Source organism: Alcaligenes aquatilis (assembly GCF_003076515.1).
GTDB classification, from domain to species: domain Bacteria; phylum Pseudomonadota; class Gammaproteobacteria; order Burkholderiales; family Burkholderiaceae_B; genus Alcaligenes; species Alcaligenes aquatilis.
The window spans coordinates 3000798-3026169 of record NZ_CP022390.1 but is presented as its reverse complement, the minus strand read 5'-3'; the positions used below and the strand labels follow the sequence as shown (position 1 = coordinate 3026169).

Below are 25372 nucleotides of genomic sequence, written 5' to 3'. Positions count from 1 at the left end.
CACACGAGTCACGGGACAAATTGTATCTTAGATTACAAGGGCTTTCGTCGATGACAATGTTAAAAATGATAAATAGCCTGTGACAAAAAGGGCAACAAAACTCTGAAATTAAACGATTTTAAGAAATCAGGGGCTTAACAAATAATAGCGTCATCATGCCCTACTTCTAGATTTCTCCGTAAGAATCTACAAAATCTTTCACCTTAATAAGTATTTAGGTTACATCAACACCCAACAAAATTTTTAACATGCAATAAAAATAATTTTCTTGTCATACCTCTCGGCAACACGCTTATTGCAAATGCCACATTTGTAACTTTTACTTATGACACTGCAATGACCCCTACCCGCCGTATCAAGCAAAATCTAAAAAGAAATTAATAATCAAAAACTTATAACAGTATTTGAATTTCCACCCAGGTTAACGGGCACACCCGAAGCAAAACCAATCCCACTCTACAGGCAGGAAAACGGGCTGATAAACAGCCCGTTTTCTTACCACTTCCCTACTCCTTGTCCAGATGGCCTACCACTGATAGCCTACCCCTGCCGCCGCCCCGAGGTCTCCTCGAGACGTACCGTTGGCATTGACCTTGTACACCCAAGTCCCACTTTCCGAGACACGGGAAATGCCCAAAGCGTAGCCCGATTCACCATTCCAGGTCCCCCCCGCCAAAGAGACCATATTGCGCCCTGGCAAGTACGCCTGCGGCAAGGCTGCAGTTGCCATGGCAGCAGCGACCCCGGCACTCAACTTGCGCTCCTGAGACTGCAGATCACGATCCAGACGCCGCACAGACTCACCAAAGCGTGTCTCGGCCGCCTGGCTTGCTGCCCTTAACTGAGCCACATTGACAGCATCTGTCTCCTCACTACCGGGAGCTAGCCCTGTCAACTGCCGACCACCCAGATTCACTTCGCCCTGAGAACGATGGACACCATCCAAGCCATAGGCAACATATTCCTGGGATGCTCCGCGCACAGCCTGCGACCCGGCCCCTAATGCGACACTGCCTTGCACAGCCTTCGCTCCCGAACCCAGCGCCACACCGTCAGTACCCGCTACGGCACCCGCTCCCACTGCGACACTTCGATCTGCAACCGTACCGCGACCAGCCCCCGAGCCAATTGACACATTGTCATTGCCTTGAACGCCCCCACCGGCGCCAGCACCATGAGCAATATTGTTATCACCCGTCACATCGCGGCCCGCCCCCAGACCTAATGCAGCGTTACCCTCACCTGTGACGCCATAACCCGAATAGGAACCCAACGCCATATTGTTGGAACCCTGTACATTCTGGCCGGCATTCTTACCCTGGGCCAAATTGCCATTACCCACTACCTGTTGACCGGCATTTTGGCCCATTGCCAAATTGCTATCACCTTGCACATTACGGCCGGCCTCCTGGCCCAAGGCGGTATTACCATTTCCGGTTACGTCACGCCCCGCATTGCTTCCATAGGCAGCATTGTTATTGCCCACCGTATTCGTGCCTGCCCAAAAGCCCATGGCATCGTTGTAGTCTCCCTTGACGTTTTGTCCCGCACTACGCCCAATCGACTGATTCCACCCCCCTTCGACATTGGTGCCGGCGTAATAACCAATAGCCTGATTGGCATTTTTGCCGCTGACATTAGAGCCGGCGCCTTCCCCAATACCCAAATTCCAGTTCGTCGACACATCATTGCCAGCGCCCTTGCCCACCGCAATATTCACGCTGCCTGAGACATCCTGGCCTGCGTTATTGCCAACCGCCACATTGTTCTTCCCGCCCACATTCTGCCCGGCTCCCTGACCATACCCGGCATTGCTGCCATCCCACACAGCAGGCGGAGCAGTCTGAGCCCGCACATCCATTGGCTGCAACACAGCCCCCAGCACGGCTGCCGTCAATACCCCATTCACGGCAGCGGCTATATACGTGTATTTCATGAATTTCTCACACTCAAAAAAGCAGCTCGACACGCCCGTAGCCTCAAAACTCCGGGCCTGTCTCGTTAGACCTTACAGTTGCACCGCCATAGCAGGATCGCTGACGCCATGCTTGCCCGTTTCCATACGACCGGCAAAACGGCGCTCAAAGCCTTCGGCCTGCACCGAAAAGTCGTACCAGTTCCCACTGTCTTTCACCGACCAACGCTGCTCAGTCACCTGTCCGGGCTCCACAAGCAGATCCCATGGACCATCAGTGCGATACATGTTCGACAGCACCGTCGCCTTCTGAGCACGATCACCCTGATTGAACAGTTTCAAATAGACATCACCTGCAGTCGGCTCGTAACAGACCTGCACTTCCAGCGATACACCTGTCTCGGTATTGCCCACAAATGTGCGCACAAACCCATTCGTGCTGTACACCCAGAACTCGTAATCCCCGTTGTCCTGTGTGACATCCCAGGTATCCGACAATAATTTGCCAGCCTCGACGGTGTAGCGACGCGGGATCAAGTCCAGATGCTTCTTGTCATAAACATGGAAAACAGCCCCTGCTTGCCCGGTATTGCTAAACAGCAGCTCGACAGAACCTTTCTTGTCTGCTCGCGCACTGGTATGCAATTCATAGGGCAAGGCACGTGAATAACGAACACCGGCTTCCTGATACAGAGGCTGCGGTGTCGCAGGAGGTTCAGCGCGAGGCATCGTCTTTTGCTGTGCTTCCATCGCCTTGTAGTCGCTCATGTCAGGCAAGGTCGGGAAGGAAGGATCATTCGGGCTGGCAAAGTCAAAGGCCGAGGTCAAATCCCCACACACTGCGCGATGCCAAGGGCTAACGGCATCAACGGTGATATCGAAACGTTTTTCCAGAAACTGGGCTACAGAGGTATGGTCAAACACCTCGGAATTGACCCAGCCGCCACGACTCCAGGGGGAAATAACGTACATCGGCACGCGTGGGCCCAAACCCCAAGGGCGCAAATTGCCACTGATGGTGTCATCGGCCTTCAAATACTTACGAGCAGGGTCGGAGAAATACTCACCGTCAAGCGAGACCGTCGATTTACCCATCAACTTGCCATCGACGTCATAAGAAGGGACAGCAGGGGGAGGCAAATGATCGAACAAGCCATCATTCTCATCAAACGTAATGATGAAGGCTGTCTTACTCCAGACTTCCGGGTTCGCCGTCAAGGCATCGAGTACCTGCGAAATATAATCCGCACCTTGGGCTGGGCTACCACCACCACTGGGGTGCTCAGACACCGAGGGCCAGGGCAGGATCCAGGACACCGCAGGCAAGGTCGCATCCAGCACATCTTGCTTGAGGTCCTCCAAGCTGTGATTGCTCATGCCCTGCTCATACAAAGGCTCACCGGGCTTGGACTCACGGAATGACTCAAAGGCCAGACCTCCGTGCATAGCACCCGTCCAGTTATTGTTCGGATCCTGATAAATACGCCAGCTCACACCCGCGTCCTGCAAGACATCAGGCAGGGTTTTCCAGGTAAAAGCCGAGCCTTGATAGGTATAGCCCGGTGTCGGTAAGGCCCCTTTGACCCAACAGCGCAGGTTAACGGGTTCCGAATCGGAGTCTGTGCAATTGACCCCCATGCGGCCGAGTTTGGGATCGTAGTTAGAGCCAGACCAGAAAATAATCCGGTTGGGATCTGTGCCAGTTGCAATCGAACAGAAGTTTGCATCACACATGGTGAACGATTCGGCCAGCGCGTACTGGAAGGGGATATCGTCGCGTTTGTAATACCCCATCGAGTACGCTTTTTTGTACTTGGGCCACAAACCAAACTTGCCTTGCCCCCAGGCCGCCTGGGCATCTGGCATGTTGTGAGGCGTGCCAGGAACAAACAAAGCGTTCATCGTGGCCGAGTTCAAATGGTAAGGCAGCACTTCCTTCGTACCGTCAGACTCATGCCAAACGGATTTACCCGACTCCAAAGGAATCGGGAAACGATCGCCAAAGCCACGAACCCCTTTCATCGTGCCGAAGTAGTGGTCGAACGAACGGTTCTCCTGCATCAAAATGACAACATGCTTGACGTCCTTAATCGTTCCTGTATCCACCGTCGCTGGAATAGCCAAAGCGCGTCGAATGGAAGCGGGCAACATTGCCATCGCCGACAAAGCGCCAGCAGTCTGAGCAGAAGCCCGGAAAAACTTACGTCGGCTCGGCTGGGACAGTTCGATACCAGCATCGTCTGGGGGCAGAATCTTGGTCATGGTGCTAATCACTCAAAAAAGAAAAACGTCATCAAGGAGCGCAGCGCAACTGCGGTGTCTCAGGGAGCTCGGGTTGTTCAATATCGCCACCGCCACCAGGTGGCGGGGTAGCAGAGGAATCCGTATCAGAGCCACCACCACAGGCGGCCAGTGTCAAACTCAGGGCAATAGCCGCAACAACGCTACGGCCCAGTACAAAGTACGAGGTCATGAATCACTCCAGATCGGGAAAACAGGGCCGGCACGAACCGGCAAGGACTTGATAGAACGGCAGCCCTTACGGGATGCCGCTACTTAGCTCAGGCGCTGACGCAAGCGGGCCGCTACCTGATCCAACAAAAAAACGGTGATAAAGATCACGACGAGAATGGTCCCGACGTGGGCGTATTGATACATGTCATAGCGTCCTTTCAGCTCTTGCCCAATACCGCCCGCACCGACCAAACCCACCACCGTCGCCATCCGGACGTTACGATCCAGGATATAGAGGGTGTAACCAGTAAATTTAGGCATTACCTGAGGCAATACGGCATACGCCAAAACCCGCAACTTGCCCGCGCCGATCGCCGTCAGCGCCTCTTGTGGCTTCACATCAGCAGTCTCGATATCCTCGGCATAGAACTTGCCCAGAAACCCCATGGAGTGGATGGCCAATGCCAAGACACCTGCAATCGGGCCAAAGCCATACGCCAGCACCAGAAACAAGGCGGAGATCAGCTCTGGCATGGCTCTAAATAGGCTGACCAAGGCCCGTGCTGTGACATAAAACACGCGATGCGGTGTGTAATTGCGCGCACTCCAATAGGCCAATGGCGCACTCCCCACCATGGCTAACAGGGTGGCCCAAATGGCGATCTCGAAGGTTTCAACCATCTTGACGGCTACCCGCCACACATACCCCAACGGCTCAACCAAGTAAGTCTGCGTATAGACCTCTTCTTCCATCTGCAAGGTATGCGGGTTCAACGATTGCTCGACCACATCAACCGTTTCCACATAGGCAAACAAAGGGAGTTTCTGCGGGTCAAAACCTTCGATACGGCTCACTTGAGTGCGATATGACACCTGCAAGGGAAACATGTTGTCTGCCAAGGCGCTCAGACCCGAAGTCACCTGCGACTGATCCTTAATACCAACCGTCGCCAAGACCCCATCTGCACTCAATGCCGCCATACGATCCATCTCTACCCGCTTGCCGGTATACAACAGCGCAATAAGCACCACGATCGCTATCAAAACGGCCCGCACACCGTAAGGAGGATCCAAATGCCAAGCGGCTGCACTTTCAGGCTTATTCATGACACGCCCTCCACCAACACAGTGCCCGGTCTGACCGTCGAACTGCCTGGCGATGCAGTGGCACGGCCAGGCGTCATGACCGCCCCAGACCATGCCTCCACGGGACTTCCTGGCGTCCCGGCCTGGTACAAGGCTGTGGCTGCGGCCTCATCGAATGCACTGGCTGGCCCATCAAAAACCACAACACCCTGACGCACCGCCACAATCCGATCCGCAAACTCACGGGCCAGCTCTACCTGATGCAAACTGCACAGAACAGTCGCCGCCCGATCACGCGCCTGGCTACGCAACAAACTCAAAATGTCACGGCTGATGCGCGGGTCCAAGCTGGCCACCGGTTCATCAGCCAGCAGCACCGCAGGCTCCAGCATGAATGCACGGGCGATACCAACCCGCTGCTGCTGCCCGCCCGACAGTTCACTGACGCGCCGATGCAAATGCTCCGGCTGTAGTCCGACCTCACGCACCAAGCGGCAAGCCCGCTCGCGTAGTGAGGCTGGAAACTGCATCAAAAACGCTCGCCACGCAGGCAAACCGGGCAAGGCTCCTGACAGCACGTTCGTCGCGACGGTGGCACGCGAGACCAAATTAAAGTGCTGATGCACCATCCCAATTCCCGGTCGCACCGCTTTCAAGCTGCTGCGCTGCACACGCTGGCCATCGACCCAAACTGCCCCCTGCGTAGGAACAGTGAGCCCATTAGCCATACGTAACAAGGTCGATTTGCCTGCTCCAGAGGCCCCCAGCAGCACACAGAACTGTCCTCGAGGCACACTCAAAGACACCGATTTGAGCGCAGTCGTGCCATCGGGATATCGCATCCCCACAGATTCAAAACGCAACATGGCAGCGATCTCGTTCATCACACTCACCGCTGTGCAGCCTTGGCCAGAATCTCGCCTTTGACCTCGTCAGTGAGCAATGACATCTTGGATGCGGGGCCACTGAACTGCTCTTCCGAGAATGCCGTGTCGTAGCGATCCAATTTGGCACCGCCATAGCCACGCACCATGTCTGGAGTCACGCCTGGAGCTTGATGAACCGTCGAGAATGCTTCTTTCAAGGTCTTTTTCAGCCCCTCAGGCAGTTTGGTGTTCATCGCCAGCGGGGGATAAGGAATTGGCTCGCTCTTGAAGATAACCTTGACCGATTGAGGATCAACAGCGCCTTGGCGAACAGCTTTGTCAAAAGAGTCAAAAGACAAGGCGGCTGCATCGACCTGCCCTTGCACCAAAGCAGCCAAACTGCTGGCATGGCTACCGGTCAAATGCAACTCGGCCAAATCCTGGGCGGGATTCATGCCATCGTTAATCATAGAAGCCATCTGAAACGTGAAACTGGATGCCGAATTGACATCACCAAATGCGGCACGTTTACCTTTCAGGTCCTTCAAAGAGGTCACAGAGGATTCTTTCGGGGCAAACATGGCGGCGTAATAGGAAGACTGCCCCTTTTGCACACCCACCGCTAACAACTGAGCGCAACCCCGGTCATGTGCCTGCACATAAGAGACAGGTCCCAGAAAGGCAACTTCAGCCAATTGGTTGCACATCCCTTCCACCACAGCTCCATAGGACTGCCCAACCGTCAAATCAAAATGCAGACCCGTGCTGCTTGTGATCGCGTTGAAGATGGGTTGGTAGTCTGCCTTGGTACCGGACTCTGTACCGCCATCAGCAGGGATCAACAACACGCGCAAGGGGTGCTGTTGTGAACCATCCGCCAATGCCTGTGCCTGTGCAGCAGCGAACGGAGTCAGCATGAAAGCCAGGGCCAATGCGGAAAGATGAAAGCGGTTCGTCTTCATTTCGATAATCCTTGTCGTGAAAAGGTGTGCGTCATGACATGGGTACTTGTCTGACATCGAAACGAAGATTAGCTGCCTTATATGACAAAAAAATGAAAATAGCTCAAAACAACAAAAATGATTTTTGAATAATGTTCAGTTAGAATTTGAGCCATTCCAGCGCGCAGAGCCGGCATTGCGGCCAGTTCGACGCGGTCCTTTTTTGACACTCTGTATCTCGTTTATGACCTCCTTGCTCTCTGCTGCGCCACCCAGCTCCCAACCCGATGCTCCATCGGATGCATCATGGCTCTCTCAGTCCCTAGGTTTGATTCTGGATTTAGATGGCACACTCATCCGTGGCGATGAAGTACTACCCGGCGCCAAGGAATTACTACATTACTGGGAGGGTCGGTATATCGTGGTTTCCAACAACTCTACCCATACCGCACAAACGCTGGCCCCCCAACTGCAAGCATTGGGGTTACCAGTGCCACCGGCCAACTTGGTGCTGGCAGGAGAACAAGCCATACATCACATTGCCTGCCGCTACCCACACAACCCGCTTATGCTGTGCGCCTCTCAAGCGCTGCGGGCACTGGCCATGGAGCTGGGTTTGACTCTGGTAGAGCGAAATGCCGACATTGTTCTGCTGACGCGAGATCGCCATTTCAGCTATGACACTTTGCAGCAAGTCATCCGTGAACTCAGCCAAGGCGCCACGCTTCTGGTCAGCAATGCTGACCTGACCCACCCTGGCCCGCAAGGTCTACTCACCCCGGAAACAGGCGCACTATTACAGGCGGTATTAGCCTGCATACCTGGGGCGCAAGCGGAAATTCTGGGTAAACCGCAATCGATGCTATTTAGGGAAGGCTTGCAACGTCTGGGCTTGCACAATGAGCATGTGACCGTTATCGGGGACAATGCCGCCACAGATGCCTTGGGTGCAGTCAGCCTCGGATTAGGCTATCTACTGGTCGGCCCATCCTCGCAAGCCGACGCGCCAGACGTAGGCGCCTTGATGCTCCGAAACATCCCCGTGCGACGTCATCTCCACGAAGTCAGCCAAGGTTAATAACGCTTGTTGGATAGCACTTCAAAGGTGCTGCGCAAAGTCTGCACCGATTTATCATAGTCAGCTAAGGCCAGGCAGGCGATCAAAGTATCAATAATAGCCAGTTGAGCTAAACGACTGGTCATCGCCTCGGTGCGAAAATGGGTTTCGCGGGACATGGTGTGCAAGACGACATCGGCATAGCCTTGAATCGGAGACTTGCCAAAATTGGTAATACATATCGTGCTGGCGCCCGCCTCTTTAGCCAGACGAGTGGCCAGTACGGTTTCATGTGTACTGCCCGAATGAGAAATTGTCAGCACAACCACCTGCGGCCCGGTTAGCGAAGCGCTGATAGCCTGTACGTGTGAATCCGTGACCGCTGTTGCCTGCAAACCAATACGCAACATCCGGTAGTGGGCATCGTGCGCAATCACCGACGAACTACCAATACCGTAAATTTCAATACGCTGCGCCTGACGGATCAACGCAACCGCCTTGGCCAAGGCAGCCGGATCGAGTACCGACTCTGTCTCTTGCAAGGTTTGAATATTGCTGTGAAAGATCTTGCTCACAACCTGATCGATTGAGTCACCCGACTCCAGATCCTCGTGTATGTACTGGACGGGTTGCACAATTTGCTGGGCCAGCGAGATTTTCAATTGCTGAAAACCTGTTGCACCCAGCAGTTTGCAAAATCCAACTACGCTTCCCTCACTGCATTGCGTGCGCTCAGCCACTTCACTGACCGACATGTGGACCACATCTGCCGGATAGTTAATGACAAATTCACCAATGCGCTGTGAGGCCGCCCCCATGGTCGGTAACAAACTCCGAATGCGCGCCAGCATGGCCTGAGGAGTGCTGCGAGGAGACTCTGCCTCCGGTGAGATACGGCGTGTACGTTTCGTGGTGACCATGACAGGAATTGGATTTCAGACAGGAGAGTTTTACTATGAGTCAAAGACGGCCATACAGGATGATCCTGCCATTTTAACGAGCCGACATGACAATGGGAGCATAGGCCGCATAAACGGCCAATGCTCATCAGGCCCTCGCGACCGGCCCTGTCCCTTCGGTGCGCTGCATTCGATCTGCACAGTCTACTCTGGAGAAAAGCACATGTATCAACATCTGGCCCTCTATATCAATGGCCAATTCCTGGACGGGCAAGCTCGTCAGACCCAAGCCGTCATCAACCCAGCCGATGGCAGTACCTTGGGCCAACTGCCCCTGGCATCCCAGGCAGATCTGGATGCGGCTCTGCATGCCGCTCAAGCCGCGTTCCAAAGCTGGCGTCATAGCTCGCCCATGGATCGCAGCGCGATCTTGCGCAAGGTGGCGGAACTATCCCGCGAACGCGCCCAGGAAATTGGCCGTAACCTGACGCTGGACCAAGGCAAACCGCTGGCCGAGGCCGTGGGTGAAATCATGTCCTGCGCCGATCATGCAGACTGGCACGCCGAAGAATGCCGTCGCATCTATGGTCGCGTTATTCCCGCACGCAACCCCAAAGTGCAACAACTGGTCTTGCGCGAACCCATTGGGGTTTGCGCCGCCTTTACGCCATGGAACTTCCCCTATAACCAAGCCATTCGTAAAATCTGCGCGGCAATTGGTGCAGGTTGCACGATCATTCTCAAAGGCCCCGAGGACTCCCCCAGCGCAGTCATGGCCATTGCTCAAGCCTTCCACGACGCCGGTCTGCCGCCAGGCGTGCTGAATATTGTATGGGGTGTGCCACACGAGGTCTCGGACTACCTGATCCGTTCGCCCATCGTGCGCAAAGTCTCCTTTACCGGCTCTGTACCAGTAGGCAAACAACTGGCTGCGCTAGCCGGCGCTCATATGAAACGCATCACCATGGAATTGGGCGGTCATTCTCCCGTGCTGGTCCTGCCCGATGCCGATGTAGCCCGCGCCGCCCGTCAATTGGCTCGTTTCAAGATCCGTAACGCGGGACAGGTTTGCATTTCGCCCACGCGCTTTTACATCCACGACGATATTTACACCGCGTTTGTGGATCGCTTCACCCAAGAGCTGGCCAATGTCAAAGTGGGTGATGGACTGGACCCGGATACGCAAATGGGCCCCTTGGCTCACGAGCGCCGCATCCCCATGATGCAAAAGTTTGTCGACAATGCCCGCTCTCTGGGCGGCAAAGTGCTGTTGGGTGGTGAGCAGATCAAGCGCGACGGTTTCTTTTTCTCGCCCACTGTACTGACGGATTTGCCAGACGATGCGCTGGTCATGACCGAGGAGCCTTTCGGCCCTATCGCCCCCCTGACTCGCTACAGCGACCTGGACGATGCCATCGCCCGCGCCAACAGCCTGCCCTTTGGTTTGTCGGCCTATGCCTTTACGCAATCCTTGCAAGACGCGCATCGACTGGGCACCGAGCTGGAATCCGGTATGGTCAATATCAACCACTTTGGCAGTTCCCTGCCCGAAACGCCGTTTGGTGGCGTCAAGGACAGTGGTATTGGCAGCGAAGGCGGTGCGGAAACCTTTGACGGATATTTAGTCACCAAATTTGTGACTCAAATCTAAAGCTGGCTCCTGGCCCTGCTTTGCAGGGCTAGGGTGAACCCCTACTGTACTAACCGCCTATTCCCGCTACATTATTCAAACACTCGTTTGAAATTAGGAAATAACGGTGAAACGCTCTGATAGGACACAGTCCGCCATTCTCGATGCAGCCGAACATCTGTTCGCGCTGTATGGTCACGAAAATACCTCCATGCGCCAGATTACGGCGCAGGCCAAGGTAAACCTGTCGGCTGTTAATTACCACTTTGGCAGTAAAGACGGACTGACACAGGCCGTATTTCAGCGCCGCTTGAACAGTATCAATCAAGAACGCCTGGAAAAGCTGGCTTTTTATCGCCAACAAGCCGGTGAGGGTCCGTTGAAAGCATCACAGGTAGTAGATGCCTTTTTTGGGCCACTAATCCGCTTGGCGGGTTCTGGCAATGGCACACCACGCTCGTTTATTCCTTTGCCCGGGCAAGACCGCCCGGCACCGCAAGACTTCATCCAATCCATTTGTTGGGACGAGCAAGTCGCCATCTTCCTGCCTTTCAAGCAGGCTTTGCACGAAGCCCTGCCCACCGTGCCCGAAGAAGAAATCATCTGGCGATTTCATTTCATGCTGGGTGCCACCTCTTACGCCTTGATGGGCACCCAATCACTACGTCGGGCCTTGCAATTACCCCTTAGCGACAGCCCCGAAAGTGAGCAACAACTGCAACAGCGTCTGATGAGTTTCCTGCTGGGTGGATTACGAGCGCCTTTACCCGCCAGCACCTGAGCTGAACGGTCCTGACCACCAAGCTACACCAAGGTGAACCACGCCCTTCTTTTAAGGGCAGCAAGCCGAAGGTGCAGCGTGGGGGTATTTTTTACCGCCGGGCCGCCCCAAGGCAAAAAGCTCCCCCTTGGGGGGCAGCAAGCCAAAGGCGCAGCGTGGGGGCATTTTTTTCTTTTCTTAGCTAGTCCGGAGTTGCCATGTTTGTGACCTTGCTATTGATAGTGCTAGTGCTTGGCTGCGTCTACGTTCTCAAAAACCGGAATCTACGCACCAAGTGGCTAAGCCGCCCAATTTACCGCGCTTTTTCCAGTGTTTTGCCTGCCATGTCCCAAACCGAGCGCGATGCGCTGGAAGCGGGTACGGTCTGGTGGGAAAGTGAACTGTTTCGCGGCAAACCCAACTGGAATACCCTGAGCTCTTATCCAGCCTACCGGCTGACCGATGAAGAGCGCCAGTTCATGGACAATGAAGTCAATGTGGCTTGCGCCATGATTGACGACTGGCAAGTCAGCCAGGAAGACTTCGACATGCCTGTCGAGGTCTGGAATTACCTGAAAGAAAACCGCTTCTTCAGCCTGATTATTCCCAAGGAATACGGCGGTCGCGGTTTTTCGGCGCAAGCGCACTCGGCAGTCGTGGCCAAGCTCTCCACCCGCAACTCGGCTTTGTCCGTATCGGTGATGGTGCCCAACTCGCTAGGCCCGGCTGAACTGCTGCTGCACTACGGCACCGACGAACAAAAGCAACACTACCTGCCCCGTCTGGCCGATGGCCGTGACATTCCCGCTTTCGCACTGACCAGCCCTTGGGCCGGTTCCGATGCCGCCTCCATTCCTGACGTAGGTATTGTTTGCAAAGGCGAATGGGAAGGTCAGGAAGTGCTGGGCATGCGCGTCACCTGGGACAAGCGCTATATCACGCTGGCTCCGGTGTGCACCTTGCTGGGTCTGGCCTTCCGCCTCTATGACCCGGACGGTTTGCTGGGTGGCGAAAAAGACATTGGCATTACCTGCGCCCTGGTCCCTAGCGACCACCCTGGTGTCGATACCGGTCGCCGTCACTTCCCCTTGAATGCCATGTTCATGAACGGCCCCACCCGTGGCAAAGACGTGTTCATGCCGCTGGAATTCATTATTGGTGGTCCCGACATGGCTGGCCAAGGCTGGCGCATGTTGATGGAATGTCTGGCTGCCGGCCGCTCCATCTCCCTACCCTCCTCCTTTACCGGCATGGCCAAACTGACCAGCCGCGCCGTGGGTGGTTACTCCGCTGTGCGTACCCAGTTCCGCAGCGCCATCAGCAAGTTTGAAGGTGTGGAAGAAGCACTGGCTCGCATTGCTGGCCATACCTATGCCATGGATGCCGCCCGCACCATGACGGCTGCTGCCGTGGACCTGGGCGAGAAACCTTCCGTGGTCTCGGCCATCGTCAAATATCACGTCACCGAACGTGGTCGTATTGTGGTGAACGACGGTATGGACGTGATTGGCGGTAAAGGTATTTGTCTTGGCCCCTCCAACTTTCTGGGCCGTGCTTATCAACAGATCCCCGTCGGTATTACAGTGGAAGGCGCCAATATTCTGACGCGTAGCCTGATCATCTTTGGTCAAGGCGCGATCCGTTGCCATCCTTTCATTCTGGAAGAAATGACAGCCGCGCTGGATCCTGATCGTGAAGCCGGTTTGCGTAAGTTTGATCAGGCATTTTGGGCACACATTCGCTACACCCTGGCTAACACGGGCCGTTCCTTCTGGCTGGGCCTGGGTGGCTGGCGCTTGCTAAGTGGCCCTACCGGCACCGCCAAGGCCATGCACACCTACTACAGCCAGGCCAGCCGTTACAGCGCCGCCTTCTCCTTGCTGGCCGACGCGTCCATGCTGGTGCTGGGAGGATCCCTGAAAATGCGTGAGCGTCTGTCCTCGCGTCTGGGGGATGTGCTGTCCGAGCTGTACATGCTAAGTGCCGTGCTCAAACGCTATCAGGACGAAGGTCGTCAACAAGAAGATGCTCCTTTGGCTCACTGGGCGGCTCAAGACGCCCTGATGCGCGCTCAACACGCCCTGGACAAGGTGCTGGAAAACTTCCCGAACCGTCCTTTGGCGGCCGTGCTGCGCTTCCTGGTCTTCCCTCTGGGCCAGCGCCGTCTGGGTCCCGATGACAAACTGGATCACACCGTTGCCAAACTGTTGACCAAACCCGGTGCCACTCGTGATCGCCTGACCTACGACACTTACTTGCCTGACGACGATATGGAACCCGTCGGTGCGATTGAAGCCGCCTTGCTGGCGACGCTGAACACTCGTGATATTGACGCCAAAATCCGTCAGTTCGAGAAAAGTGGTCAATTGCAGGACAACCCCAAAGCCAACGTGCGCGATCTGGCCGAAGCCGTCTTCCAGGCCGGTGGCATCACCGCCCAGGAGTATGAACAAATCCAGGCCCGCGATATCGTGCGCGACCGCGTTATTGCCGTGGATGATTTCCCCTTCGATCTGCGTCGGGAAAATCCTGCCGCTGAAGCCGCCAGTGGGAGCCAAGTATGAGTTTTCAACCGGTCTATATTATTGACGGCGCACGCAGCCCGTTTCTGAAAGCGCGTAATGCGCCCGGCCCTTTCTCCGCTGGAGATCTGGCCGTGCAAACTGGACGCGAGTTGCTGCTGCGCCAACCCTTTGAGGCCCCGCAACTCAGCGAGGTCATTCTGGGTTGCGCCGCCCCCTCGCCCGATGAAACCAATATCGGTCGGATTCTGGGTCTGCGTCTGGGCACAGGTCACAAAGTGCCCGGCTGGACGGTCATGCGAAACTGCGCCTCGGGCATGCAGGCTCTGGATTCTGGCGTACAGGCCATTCAAACTGGCCGTTCGGATCTGGTGCTGGCCGGTGGCGTTGATGCGCTGTCCCATGCCCCCATCTTGTTCAGCGATGACATGGTGCACTGGCTAGCCACCTGGGGCAAAGCCCGTAATGTCGGCGCCCGCCTGAAAGCCCTACGCAGTTTGCGTCTGTCCTACTTGAAACCTGTCATCGGCCTGCTCAAAGGGCTGACCGACCCCGTGGTTGGGTTGTCCATGGGCCAGACCGCTGAAAATCTGGCGCATGAGTTTGGCATTACCCGTCAGGATATGGACGAGTTTGCGGCCCGCAGCCATCGCCTGACGCTACGCGCACAACAAGAAAACGCGTTTGAAGAAATCGTGCCGTTGAGCGACACGCGCGGCAATAGCTACCCGCAAGATGATGGCGTGCGCGAAGACTCCACACCCGAAAAACTAGCCAAGCTGCGCCCGGTCTTTGACCCGCCCTGGGGCAATATCACAGCCGGTAACAGCTCTCAGGTAACTGACGGTGCGGCCTTGTTGATTCTGGCCAGTGAAGCAGCCGTCAAAGAACATCAGCTCAAACCCATTGGCCGCATTGTGGATGCGCAATGGGCTGGGCTGGACCCAGCCACCATGGGCCTGGGCCCTGTTTTTGCTGCGACGCCTATTTTGGAGCGCAACCGCTTGGCCCTAAATGGCCCGGACTTGTGGGAAATCAACGAGGCTTTTGCAGCACAGGTACTGGCATGTCGTGCTGCATGGGACGATCAGCAGTGGTGCCAACAACACCTGGGCCGTGATGCGTTGGGACTGCTGGATATGGACAAGCTCAATGTAGACGGTGGCGCTATTGCAATTGGCCATCCGGTGGGTGCCTCCGGTGCCCGAATTGTGCTGCATTGCTTGAATGCCCTGCGTCGTCGCAACTTGCGTCTGGGCATGGCCGCTATTTGTATTGGCGGCGGTCAAGGCGGCGCCATGCTGATCGAATCGCTGCAAGGAACTGAATCATGATGCCCGTCGCTACCTTGGATTTGCAAAACTTCACGCTGTACACGGACGATCAGCACATTGCCTGGCTGAAAATCGATTGCGTGGGCAGCTCGGTCAACCGGCTCTCGGCAGCCGTCCTGCAGGAACTGAACCAGACGCTGGACTACCTGAACAGCCATCCTCCTAAAGCACTGATTATTTACTCCGGCAAAGCGGCCGGTTTTATTGCCGGTGCCGATATCGATGAGTTCTCCGAACACGGCAACAACCCGGAAAAAGGGCTGGCACTGGTCACACGCGGCTGGACCGTTTTCAACAAGCTGGCCAAGCAAAGCTACCCCACGCTGGCCCTGGTACAAGGGCACTGCCTGGGCGGTGGGCTGGAACTGGCCCTGGCCTGCCGCTATTGCCTGACCGTGGATCAAGACGACACACGGCTGGCTCTGCCCGAAGTGATGTTGGGTATTTTCCCCGGCTGGGGTGGCATGTTGCGCCTGCCTGAATATATAGGCCCTGCCGCTGCCATGGACTTGATGCTCAGTGGCAAGAGCGTAGATGCCCGCAAGGCTGCTCGCCTGGGTATGGTCGATGCCTGCGTTCCCGTGCGTCTGGCCAAACAAGCCGCCGTCAAACAAGTACTGAGTGGCAAAAAACCACGTCGTGCCAAAGGTCTGCCACGCCTGATGAACAGCAAGCTATTGCGCCCCCTGGTGGCGGGCCAAGTACGCAAGCAGCTAGAAAAGCGCGATCCCTATCAGCACTATCAGGCCCCACGTGCCATTTTGGAAATCTGGGAGAAGCACAACGGCAATGCCTTGAAGGCTCCCGAGCTGATCGAGCAAATTACCCGTTCCAACACCGCCGCTAATCTGCTGCGTGTCTTCCATCTGCAAGAACGACTAAAAAGCATAGGCAAACATTCATCGACTCAAGAGATCAGCCATATCCATGTAGTCGGTGCAGGCGTCATGGGAGGCGATATTGCGGCCGTATGTGCACTGAAAGGCATACGTGTGACCTTGCAAGACCAGGACCGCAAACGCATCGCCCAGGCTCAAGGCCGTGCTGCCAAGCTGTTCCAGCGTCGTCTCAAAGACCGCAGGCTGGTACAGGCCGCCCTGGATCGCTTGATTCCAGACCCAGACGGCCACGGCATCCCTTCTGCAGATCTGGTTCTGGAAGCGATCTTTGAGAACGCTGATGCCAAGCGCAGCCTGTACACCCGCATTGAGCCCCTGCTAAAAGCCGGTGCTGTGCTGGCAAGCAATACCTCCAGCCTGCCCCTGTCCGAGCTCAGCCTGAATCTGATCAATCCGGAACGGCTGGTAGGGATTCACTTCTTTAACCCGGTATCTCGTATGCCATTGGTTGAAGTGGTGGAAAGTGAACTGCTGGCTCCGGACGTACGCAGCGCCGCCTATGCCTTTGTGAATCAGATTGGCAAACTGCCCTTGCCCGTTAAAGACAGCCCTGGTTTTCTGGTTAATGCCGTCCTGGCTCCCTATATGTTGGAAGCCATGCGCTGCGTGGACGAAGGGCTGGATCCGGCCACCGTGGACAAAGCTATGTTGCAGTTCGGCATGCCGATGGGCCCGCTTGAGTTGGCCGACACCGTAGGCCTGGATATTGCCCGTGATGCCGGTGCCCAACTTAGCCAGCAGGCGGCCATGCCCGCTTGCCTGAAAACCCATTTGGACCGTCAGGAACTGGGTCGAAAAACCGGCCAAGGTTTCTATACCTGGAAAGAGGGTAAAGCACAGAAATCTCCTGCGGGAACGGTTCCAAACGGTCTGGCAGACCGCTTGATCAAACCGCTGGTCGAGCAGACCGAACACCAGGTTCGCATTGGTGTTGTAGAGGACGACGATCTGGCCGATGCAGGTGTCATTTTCGGTACCGGCTTTGCCCCATTCAGGGGAGGTCCTCTGCACTACAAAGCAACACAAAAACAACGCAATTAGTTCGAATTGGCACAAACACCTATACGCCGATTGGCCTAGGTCATGCACCATAGAAAACAAACAGGTGTTTTAAAACCTGTCCCAAGCCTCTGTCAGACGTCGCACCTATACCTTGGAGAAGAGACATGAAAAAGACGGTTGTAGCTTTGCGTACCATCCCCGCCTTGCTGATTCCTCTGGGAATGAGCATGGGAATGGGTCAAGCCCAAGCGGCTGGTTTTAACTTGCTAGAACAGAATGCGAGCGGCCTGGGTAATGCCTACGCGGGCTCGGCCGCCATTGGTGACAATGCCAGCACGATCTACTTCAACCCGGCTGGCATGACCTTGTTGCCCGAGACGAACTTCTCGGCAGGTTTTAACGCGATCAAACCTACGTTCAAGTTCACCGATAAAGGCAGTACCGACCCCCTGGCCCTGACGGGTGGCGCCAGCCGTCCCGCCACCGGCGGTTCGGGTGGTGACGCCGGTAAAGTCGCCGCTGTTCCCAATATTTATCTCTCCCACCAGCTCTCGCCCAAATGGTGGGTGGGTTTGGGTATTGGCGTCCCGTTTGGTCTGACGACTGAATACGACGAAGGCTGGGTTGGCCGTTACCACTCCGAAAAGTTCGCCATTGAAACCATCAACGTCAACCCGTCGGTAGCCTACAAGGTCAACGATCAATTGTCCTTCGGTGTGGGTGTGAACTGGCTGCACATCGACGCAGACTATCGTCTGGCAACACCCGTTGGTTACCATCCCGCACTGGGCCCACTGGACATGAGCACCCGCGTCAAGATGAAAGGCGATGCTTGGGGCTGGAACGCTGGTTTGCTCTATCAAATTACCCCCAGCACTCGACTGGGCGTCTCCTATCGCTCGCAAATCAAGGTCACGGCTGACGGCGATACCAAATTGCGCAATCGCAACATCCCTGCCGGCATTCCCGCTCCCAACATCAACTGGGATGCCGAAGCCACCATCAAGCTACCTGACACCGCCATTGTCAGCTTGGTACACGACTTGAACTCGCGCTGGCAACTGCTGGCCGACGTGTCCTGGACAGGCTGGAGCAGCATTCCACGCCTGACCATTGAAAACAGCGGCCCCGGCGCCAAAGATTCCGGCCTGGAGCTGAAGTTCAAAGACGCTTGGCGTGTCGCCTTCGGTGCCAACTACCACTACAACGAACAGTGGACGTTCAAGGGTGGTGTAGCGTGGGACCAATCGCCCGTACGCGACAAGAACTACCGTCCAACCGCCCTGCCTGACAGCGACCGTTACTGGGTTTCCCTGGGTGCCCAATACCGTCCCAGCAAAAACGCCACGTGGGACATCGGCTACACCCACTTGTTCCTGAAAAACACCGATATGAACAACAACACCGATGTCGGCGCTCGTGGTTTGACACGCGGTACCTACAAAAACAGTGGTGACATTCTGGGCGTGCAGTTCAGCTATCGCTTCTAAGGATGCATTATGGCCCGCAGTCGCCGCATGGAGCTGCTCGCACGCCTTCCCCCCGCATGGCGTGCCCGCTTTTTGCAGCTGGGCTTTAACTGGCACCCCGCCTTCCGGGCAACCGGCGGGCGGGTCCACAAAGTTTCAGCGAACTTGCAACACATCGTCGTACGCCTGCCATTGCGTCGACGCACTCGCAACATCAATGGTTCTTTATTTGGTGGTTCCCTGTTTGCCATCACCGACGGCGTGCACGCCACGATGCTTCTGGCTGGCTTGCAACGTCATGTCATTGTCTGGGACAAGAATGCAGAGATTCAGTATCGCCGTCCAGGCTACCAGACACTGTATGCCAACTTTCAAATCAATCCAGACGAACTGGACGCCATACGAGGACAGCTAGACCAATACCACGAGGCTGAAGCCACATTTACCGTGCAGATCCAGGACCCTGAAGGCCAGATCTACACCACGGTGGAACGCACCATCTATATTGCCGACGCCCACTTCTACCAGCAGAAATCACAATCACGCTAATTTGTCGGAGGATCGCTTCATGTTCACCCCCCGCTGTGCCGCCCTGATTTTAAGTCTGTCCCTAGGGCTAACCGCCGCTCAGGCGGCTACTGTTGCAAATGTCACCGTACCAGACATGGTCACCGTCCAGCAGCAAAGCCTGAAACTGAATGGGGCAGGCCTGCGTAAGAAAGTTGTTTTTAATGTGTACGTTGCCGCCCTATATACCGCGTCTCCTTCCCAGGATGCCGACACCATCATCCAGGCTCCCGGCCCGCATCAAGTACGGATGGTTCTTAAACGCGACCTGGACGCCCAAACCCTGATCGATGCCCTGAAAGACGGCATTCACAGCAACCTGACGGATCCAGAAAAACAGGAATTGGCCCCCGTTATCAAGCAATTTGAAGACTTGATGCGGCAAGTTGGCCAAGCCAAAGAAGGCGACATCATCGTGCTGGACATGAATACCCCCCAGGTCACGATTCTGTTTAACGACAAGGTTTTAGGTCAGCTCTCCCACCCTAATCTGCCCCCTGCTTTGTTGAAAATCTGGTTAGGCAAAAAACCTGCCCAAGAATCGCTCAAAAAGGCCCTGCTGGGATTGTCTTGAACCTACTCGCCCTGGAGCGCTTCATGGATAAAGTCTGGCTGCAGAACTACCCCGCCGGTATTCCTGCCACTATCGAAGATCAGGCCCAGCAGTACTCGTCCTTGCTGGATGTATTTGAACAAAGCTGCACCGAGTTCGCACAGCGCACGGCCTACATCAGTATGGGTAAACGCATGAGCTACCGCGAACTGTCGGCCAATGCCTTGGCCCTGGCCAGTTGGCTGCAAAGCCAAGGCGTGAAAAAAGGCGACCGCATCGCCTTGATGATGCCCAATATGCTGCAATACCCCATCAGCCTGTATGGGGTGTTGCGCAGTGGGGCCACCATTATCAACACCAACCCGCTGTATACCGCCCGTGAGCTGCGTCACCAGTTGCAAGACAGCGGTGCTGAAACCATCATCATTGCGGAAAATTTTGCCCACGTGCTGCAAGAGGTTTTACACGAAACACCTATCAAGCGAATCATTGTGACCAGCGTGGGCGATTGCCTGGGTGGCTTCAAAGGCTGGCTGGTCAATCAGGTGGTGCGCCACATTAAAAAAGGCGTGCCTGCCTGGTCCTTGCCTAACTCCGTCTCGTTCAAGACAGTGCTGGCACAAGGGCGCGGCCGCGCACCTGCTCCCGTCACACTGACCCACGATGACATTGCCTGCCTGCAATACACGGGGGGCACCACGGGCGTGGCCAAAGGGGCCATCCTGACCCACGGCAATCTGGTCTCAAACCTGAGCCAGGCTCTGGCCTGGATTCGCCCCAATCTGAAAGAAGGCCAGATCGACTGCATTGTCACTGCTTTGCCGCTCTACCATATCTTCGCCTTCACCGCGAACCTGCTGGTATTCCTGCGCCTGGGCGCAGAAAACCTGCTGATCATCAATGCTCGCGACATTCCGGCCATGATCAAGGACATGTCCAAAATACGGTTTACCGCCATTACCGGGGTGAACACCTTGTTCAATGCCATGCTGAACAATGCCGAATTCCGTAAGCTGGATTTCTCCTCCCTGCGCTTTACACTGGGCGGCGGCATGGCGGTGCAGGAAGTGGTCGCCCAGCGCTGGCTGGAGGCTACAGGCAAACCTTTGGCCCAGGCGTATGGTCTGACTGAGACCTCCCCCGCTGCCACCATCAATCCGCTGGATAAACAAGAGTTCACCGGCTCCATTGGTCTGCCCATCCCATCGACCGACATACGCATACGCGACGAAGACCAAAACGACTTGCCCCTGGGCGAGACGGGCGAGTTGTGCATTCGTGGTCCGCAAGTCACCCCGGGTTACTGGCAGCGCCCCGATGAAACCGCCAAGGTTTTTGATCGCGATGGTTTTTTACGCACGGGCGATATCGGCTATATGGACGAGCAAGGCTATGTCTTCCTGCTGGATCGCAAAAAGGACATGATTCTGGTCTCGGGCTTTAACGTCTATCCCAATGAAGTCGAAGCCGTGGCTGCCCAGCATCCGGATATCGTCGAGGCCGCTGCCGTCGGTGTTCCCGATGAAAAAGCAGGTGAAGTCGTCAAACTGTATGTCATCAGCCGTAATCCTGACCTGACAGAACAAGACGTGATCGCCTTTTGCCGCAAGAACCTGACCGGCTACAAGGCCCCACGCAGTGTCGAATTCCGCGACGATTTGCCGCGTACCAATGTGGGCAAAATCCTGCGTCGGGAGCTGCGTCCGTAGCACGTCTGGTGCACACGCTTAGACCAGGATGAAAGGGGCTTATGCCCCTTTTTCATTAACCGACGTATTCATAAACAAATAAGAATCGGATCGTTCGTCGCCCTGATACCGCTCTTTAGAATGGGACAAACTATTGATATAAGCGAGTGTCAGAATGCACGCCCTGTCCCGCCTCTCGGAGGCCAATCGCACCGCGATTGCCCACATTACCGACGAGCTCGATCCGCTTTCCCTGAACTGGCTATCCGGCTATCTCGCCGGTGTCGCTCAAGTACGCCACACCGGCCTTCCCGCTCAAGCGCCTGTTTCCCCTGAACTGTCTTTGGTGCCCGCCGCCGCTGCGCCCGCCCAACGACCTGCCACCATTGTGTTTGGCAGTCAGACAGGCAATGCCCAACGCGTCGCCGAAGCCTTTGCCCAACGCTGCGAAGCCGCCGGTATCCCCGTGCGCCTGCTGCGCGCCGACCGTTACCCCACGCGCGAGCTGAAAGAAGAGCGTCTGCTGTACGTCATTATCAGCACCCAGGGTGAAGGCGATCCGCCAGACGACTCCATCGCGTTCTTCGAATTCCTGTCCGGTGCCCGTGCTCCCAAACTGCCCGAGCTGAAATTCGGTGTGTTGGGCTTGGGTGATTCCAGCTACCCCCTGTTCTGTGGGATCGCGGAAAAGATTGATCAACGTCTGCTGGCTCTGGGGGCGGAACGCATTCTGGACGCAGGCCTGGCCGATCTGGATATTGATACCGTTGCCGCCCCCTGGCAGGACAAGGCCTTCGGTTTTCTGGAAACGGATCACCAGGCTCACGCTGCGGCAACAGTTCCTGCCGCCCAGTCCAGCAACGTTACAGTGCTGGAAACCCAGACTCGCAGCACCTTCACTCGCGACAATCCCTTTCAGGCCACCGTACTGCAAAGCCAAAGCATTACGGGCCGTGATAGCACCCGCAATATCTATCACTACGAGTTGTCGCTGGAAGGCAGTGGCCTGAAGTATCAGCCCGGTGATGCACTCGGTGTTTGGCCTACTCAAAATGCCAAGCTGGTCGAAGCGGTCATTCAGACTTTGAAGCTGGACCCGCAAGACACCGTCACCATTCAGGACAAGTCGCATACGCTGCAAGCGTGGCTTAGCCACTACCGTGAGCTGACACAACTGACCAAGCCTTTCCTGGTGGAACTGGCCAAGCGCAACAACGATGCCGTGCTGCAAACCGCTGTAGGCCCGGATGGTTTGAGCACCTTGCAAGAGCTGCTAAAGACTCATCAAGTGCTGGACGTACTGGAACGCTTCCCGGCCACCTGGAGCGCTGCCGAGCTGGTGCAAGCCTTGCGCCCCCTGGCACCCCGCATGTACTCCATCGCCTCCAGCCAGTCCGAGGTAGATGAAGAAGTGCATCTGACCGTGGCCAATGTGCACTACCAGTTCAATGAACAAGATCGTTGGGGCGTGGCTTCCGACTATCTGGCCCGCCTGAACGAAGGCGATACCGTGCCGGTGTTTATCGACCCCAACACACGTTTCCGCCTGCCTGAAGACAGCAACCGTGACGTGATCATGATTGGTCCCGGCACCGGCGTGGCCCCCTTCCGTGCCTTTGTACAAGAGCGCAGCGTTCAGGGTGGCGAAGGTCGCAACTGGCTGTTCTTTGGCAACCCACACTTTCACTCCGACTTCCTCTACCAGACCGAATGGCAACGCGCCTTGCAGGACGGCCAGTTGCAACACCTGGATCTGGCCTTCTCGCGCGATCAGGAAAACAAGGTTTACGTACAACACCGCTTGCTGGAAAAAGCAGCCGATGTTTACGCCTGGATTCAGGGCGGCGCCCACATTTATGTATGCGGTGATGCCAATCAAATGGCCAAGGACGTACACCAGACCCTGCAGGAAATCGCCCGCCAGGAAGGTGGATTGGACGCAGACCAGGCACGACGCTGGTTGGAAGAACTCTCGGCGCAGGGCCGCTACGCCCGCGACGTTTACTGAGAAGCAAGAACATGACAACTAAGAAAATCGCCGCTATCGAGCAAGTCAAAATTGATAGCCGCTATCTGCGCGGGGGCATCACCGAAGGTCTGGCCGACCCCATTACCGGCGCCATCAGCGAAGACGACAACAAGCTGCTGAAGTTTCACGGCAGCTATCAGCAAGACGACCGCGACCAACGCGAAGAGCGTCGCAAACAAAAGCTGGAACCGGCGTTCAGCTTCATGATTCGCGCCCGCTTGCCCGGTGGTGTGGTCACGCCCGCCCAGTGGTTGGCCTTTGACCAGATCGCCTGTGACTGGGCCCAGTTTGGCCTGCGCATCACCACCCGTCAGACCTTTCAATGGCACGGCGTGCGCAAGCCCTTTTTAAAACCCACCCTGCAAGCCATTAACAAGGCCATGTCCACGACATTGGCTACCTGCGGCGACGTGAACCGTCAGGTGGTCAGCGCCACCAATCCCTTGCTGTCCGAGCAGCACGGTCTGGTTCAAGAGTGGGCTGACAAGATTTCCGAAACCTTCTTGCCCAAAACCCGCGCCTATGCCGAGATCTGGCTGGACGGCAAAAAAGTCGAAGACGCCATTGATGGCGAAGACTTTGAACCGATTTACGGCAAAACGTACCTACCCCGCAAATTCAAGATCGGTATTGCCGTGCCTCCCTTAAATGATGTGGACGTATTTGCGCAGGACATCGGCCTGATCGCGATTATTGAAAACAACCAGTTGCTGGGCTTTAACGTCGCCATTGGCGGCGGCATGGGTGCCACTCATGGCGACGACACCACCTACCCGCGACTGGGCAGTGTGATCGGCTTTGTGCGCCCCGAGCAACTGCTGGCCGTTTGCGAAGCCGTTATCACCACGCAACGCGACCACGGCAACCGCGACGAACGCCGTCATGCCCGCCTGAAATACACCGTGGATAAGTTGGGTGTGGACTGGTTCCTGGAAGAAGTGCAAAACCGCAGTGGCCAAACTCTGGAGCCTTCGCGCCCCTATCACTTTGACCACAATGGCGACCGCTTCGGCTGGACCCAAGGCAGCAATGGCCGCTGGCACCTGAGCCTGCGTATCGATTCGGGCCGCATCATGGATACCGAAGTCGGTCCCTGGCTGACGGGTATGCGTGAAATTGCCAAGATTCACCAAGGGCAGTTCCGCCTGACCTGCAACCAGAACCTGATCATTGCCGATGTGCCTGAAGAAGATAAGGCCAAGATCGACAAGCTGGTCGCCGATCACAAGCTGGATGTGTACCAGACACAAAGCGGCATACGCAGCAGCACGATTGCCTGTGTTTCTCTGCCAACTTGCGGTCTGGCCATGGCCGAGAGCGAACGCTACGCCCCCATCCTGCTGCCCAAGCTGGAAACCTTGCTGGACAAGTATCAACTGCGTGACGAACGCATTGTGCTGCGTATTTCCGGCTGCCCCAACGGCTGCGCCCGTCCTTACCTGGGTGAAATCGCTCTGGTGGGCCGTGCCCTGGGTCGCTATGACTTGCGTTTGGGGGCGAACTTCAGCGGCGAACGCCTGAACGTGATCTATCGCCAGAATATTGATGAACCTGAGATTCTAAGCATTCTGGACGAGCTGTTTGGCCGCTTCGCTGCCGAGCGTCTGGAAGGCGAACATTTTGGTGATTTCCTGGTTCGCGCTGGCGTCGTTGCCGAGCCGTCAAGCCGCTTGATTCCTTTGGTTTTACAACCGGCCTGAT

19 protein-coding genes are annotated in these 25372 nt (G+C 56.0%); 12 read left to right on the top strand and 7 right to left on the bottom strand.

Annotation, left to right across the window (positions count from 1 at the left end):
• Nucleotides 1–526: 526 nt before the first annotated feature.
• The 6 genes from CA948_RS13860 to CA948_RS13835 form a co-directional block, all read right to left on the bottom strand.
• Nucleotides 527–1936, bottom strand: a complete 1410-nt coding sequence (locus CA948_RS13860; protein WP_108728321.1) for a YadA family autotransporter adhesin — start codon at nt 1934–1936, stop codon at nt 527–529.
• Nucleotides 1937–2008: 72 nt separating this feature from the next.
• Entirely contained in the window at nt 2009–4177 is a 2169-nt protein-coding gene (locus CA948_RS13855) for a phosphocholine-specific phospholipase C (protein ID WP_108728320.1), read from the bottom strand.
• Nucleotides 4178–4208: 31 nt separating this feature from the next.
• Nucleotides 4209–4388 carry a hypothetical protein gene (locus tag CA948_RS13850; RefSeq protein WP_094198152.1) on the bottom strand — a complete coding sequence of 60 codons (180 nt, stop codon included), beginning with the start codon at nt 4386–4388 and terminating at the stop codon, nt 4209–4211.
• 83 nt (nt 4389–4471) lie between these two features.
• Nucleotides 4472–5476: a phosphonate ABC transporter, permease protein PhnE gene (gene phnE / locus CA948_RS13845; RefSeq protein WP_108728319.1), complete on the bottom strand. Its 1005-nt coding sequence runs from the start codon at nt 5474–5476 to the stop codon at nt 4472–4474.
• Nucleotides 5473–6339 (bottom strand): phosphonate ABC transporter ATP-binding protein, encoded by an 867-nt coding sequence (locus tag CA948_RS13840; RefSeq protein ID WP_238988598.1) that lies wholly within the window; start codon nt 6337–6339, stop codon nt 5473–5475. Before CA948_RS13840 ends, phnE begins: the two co-directional genes overlap by 4 nt.
• Nucleotides 6340–6344: 5 nt before the next feature.
• Nucleotides 6345–7283 (bottom strand): phosphate/phosphite/phosphonate ABC transporter substrate-binding protein, encoded by a 939-nt coding sequence (locus CA948_RS13835; RefSeq protein ID WP_108728318.1) that lies wholly within the window; start codon nt 7281–7283, stop codon nt 6345–6347.
• A 223-nt stretch (nt 7284–7506) separates the two neighbouring features.
• On the opposite strand from CA948_RS13835, the gene CA948_RS13830 reads away from it, so the two are divergent.
• Nucleotides 7507–8340, top strand: a complete 834-nt coding sequence (locus tag CA948_RS13830) for an HAD-IIA family hydrolase (protein WP_094198155.1) — start codon at nt 7507–7509, stop codon at nt 8338–8340.
• On the opposite strand, the gene CA948_RS13825 is transcribed toward CA948_RS13830, so the two are convergent.
• Nucleotides 8337–9239: a MurR/RpiR family transcriptional regulator gene (locus tag CA948_RS13825; RefSeq protein WP_230019566.1), complete on the bottom strand. Its 903-nt coding sequence runs from the start codon at nt 9237–9239 to the stop codon at nt 8337–8339. The two genes, CA948_RS13830 and CA948_RS13825, sit on opposite strands and share 4 nt — an antisense overlap.
• Before the next feature lie 202 nt (nt 9240–9441).
• Between CA948_RS13825 and CA948_RS13820 the strand changes: the two genes are divergently transcribed.
• The 11 genes from CA948_RS13820 (at nt 9442) to cysI (ending at nt 25371) form a co-directional block, all read left to right on the top strand.
• Nucleotides 9442–10869, top strand: coding sequence for an NAD-dependent succinate-semialdehyde dehydrogenase (locus tag CA948_RS13820; RefSeq protein WP_108728317.1), 1428 nt, complete (start codon nt 9442–9444; stop codon nt 10867–10869).
• Between the two features lie 106 nt (nt 10870–10975).
• The gene (locus CA948_RS13815) at nt 10976–11629 is read left to right on the top strand and encodes a TetR/AcrR family transcriptional regulator (RefSeq protein WP_094198158.1); all 654 of its coding nucleotides are present in this window, start codon (nt 10976–10978) and stop codon (nt 11627–11629) included.
• Between the two features lie 197 nt (nt 11630–11826).
• Nucleotides 11827–14172 (top strand): acyl-CoA dehydrogenase, encoded by a 2346-nt coding sequence (locus CA948_RS13810; RefSeq protein ID WP_108728316.1) that lies wholly within the window; start codon nt 11827–11829, stop codon nt 14170–14172.
• Nucleotides 14169–15464: an acetyl-CoA C-acetyltransferase gene (locus CA948_RS13805; protein ID WP_108728315.1), complete on the top strand. Its 1296-nt coding sequence runs from the start codon at nt 14169–14171 to the stop codon at nt 15462–15464. Before CA948_RS13810 ends, CA948_RS13805 begins: the two co-directional genes overlap by 4 nt.
• Nucleotides 15461–17404: a 3-hydroxyacyl-CoA dehydrogenase NAD-binding domain-containing protein gene (locus CA948_RS13800; protein WP_108728314.1), complete on the top strand. Its 1944-nt coding sequence runs from the start codon at nt 15461–15463 to the stop codon at nt 17402–17404. The genes CA948_RS13805 and CA948_RS13800 overlap by 4 nt, the downstream gene beginning before the upstream one ends.
• 125 nt (nt 17405–17529) lie before the next feature.
• A complete protein-coding gene (locus CA948_RS13795; protein ID WP_108728313.1) occupies nt 17530–18855 on the top strand; it encodes an OmpP1/FadL family transporter in 1326 nt (441 codons plus the stop codon).
• 9 nt (nt 18856–18864) lie between these two features.
• Nucleotides 18865–19383, top strand: coding sequence for a DUF4442 domain-containing protein (locus CA948_RS13790; protein WP_094198163.1), 519 nt, complete (start codon nt 18865–18867; stop codon nt 19381–19383).
• A 19-nt stretch (nt 19384–19402) separates the two neighbouring features.
• The gene (locus CA948_RS13785) at nt 19403–19975 is read left to right on the top strand and encodes a chalcone isomerase family protein (protein WP_108728312.1); all 573 of its coding nucleotides are present in this window, start codon (nt 19403–19405) and stop codon (nt 19973–19975) included.
• A 23-nt stretch (nt 19976–19998) separates the two neighbouring features.
• Nucleotides 19999–21663: an AMP-binding protein gene (locus tag CA948_RS13780; RefSeq protein WP_108728311.1), complete on the top strand. Its 1665-nt coding sequence runs from the start codon at nt 19999–20001 to the stop codon at nt 21661–21663.
• A gap of 154 nt (nt 21664–21817) precedes the next feature.
• Nucleotides 21818–23650 (top strand): assimilatory sulfite reductase (NADPH) flavoprotein subunit, encoded by a 1833-nt coding sequence (locus CA948_RS13775; RefSeq protein WP_108728310.1) that lies wholly within the window; start codon nt 21818–21820, stop codon nt 23648–23650.
• Between the two features lie 11 nt (nt 23651–23661).
• Nucleotides 23662–25371 carry an assimilatory sulfite reductase (NADPH) hemoprotein subunit gene (cysI, locus tag CA948_RS13770; protein ID WP_108728309.1) on the top strand — a complete coding sequence of 570 codons (1710 nt, stop codon included), beginning with the start codon at nt 23662–23664 and terminating at the stop codon, nt 25369–25371.
• Nucleotide 25372: the final 1 nt, after the last annotated feature.

Coding starts and splice junctions, on each gene's coding strand:
- cysI (WP_108728309.1), top strand. CDS start 23,662: ATGACAACTAAGAAAATCGCCGCTATCGAGCAAGTCAAAATTGATAGC.
- CA948_RS13780 (WP_108728311.1), top strand. CDS start 19,999: ATGGATAAAGTCTGGCTGCAGAACTACCCCGCCGGTATTCCTGCCACT.
- CA948_RS13800 (WP_108728314.1), top strand. CDS start 15,461: ATGATGCCCGTCGCTACCTTGGATTTGCAAAACTTCACGCTGTACACG.
- CA948_RS13820 (WP_108728317.1), top strand. CDS start 9,442: ATGTATCAACATCTGGCCCTCTATATCAATGGCCAATTCCTGGACGGG.
- CA948_RS13785 (WP_108728312.1), top strand. CDS start 19,403: ATGTTCACCCCCCGCTGTGCCGCCCTGATTTTAAGTCTGTCCCTAGGG.
- CA948_RS13790 (WP_094198163.1), top strand. CDS start 18,865: ATGGCCCGCAGTCGCCGCATGGAGCTGCTCGCACGCCTTCCCCCCGCA.
- CA948_RS13805 (WP_108728315.1), top strand. CDS start 14,169: ATGAGTTTTCAACCGGTCTATATTATTGACGGCGCACGCAGCCCGTTT.
- CA948_RS13830 (WP_094198155.1), top strand. CDS start 7,507: ATGACCTCCTTGCTCTCTGCTGCGCCACCCAGCTCCCAACCCGATGCT.
- CA948_RS13775 (WP_108728310.1), top strand. CDS start 21,818: ATGCACGCCCTGTCCCGCCTCTCGGAGGCCAATCGCACCGCGATTGCC.
- CA948_RS13825 (WP_230019566.1), bottom strand. CDS start 9,239: ATGGTCACCACGAAACGTACACGCCGTATCTCACCGGAGGCAGAGTCT.
- CA948_RS13860 (WP_108728321.1), bottom strand. CDS start 1,936: ATGAAATACACGTATATAGCCGCTGCCGTGAATGGGGTATTGACGGCA.
- CA948_RS13810 (WP_108728316.1), top strand. CDS start 11,827: ATGTTTGTGACCTTGCTATTGATAGTGCTAGTGCTTGGCTGCGTCTAC.
- CA948_RS13795 (WP_108728313.1), top strand. CDS start 17,530: ATGAAAAAGACGGTTGTAGCTTTGCGTACCATCCCCGCCTTGCTGATT.
- CA948_RS13840 (WP_238988598.1), bottom strand. CDS start 6,339: ATGAACGAGATCGCTGCCATGTTGCGTTTTGAATCTGTGGGGATGCGA.
- CA948_RS13835 (WP_108728318.1), bottom strand. CDS start 7,283: ATGAAGACGAACCGCTTTCATCTTTCCGCATTGGCCCTGGCTTTCATG.
- CA948_RS13850 (WP_094198152.1), bottom strand. CDS start 4,388: ATGACCTCGTACTTTGTACTGGGCCGTAGCGTTGTTGCGGCTATTGCC.
- CA948_RS13855 (WP_108728320.1), bottom strand. CDS start 4,177: ATGACCAAGATTCTGCCCCCAGACGATGCTGGTATCGAACTGTCCCAG.
- phnE (WP_108728319.1), bottom strand. CDS start 5,476: ATGAATAAGCCTGAAAGTGCAGCCGCTTGGCATTTGGATCCTCCTTAC.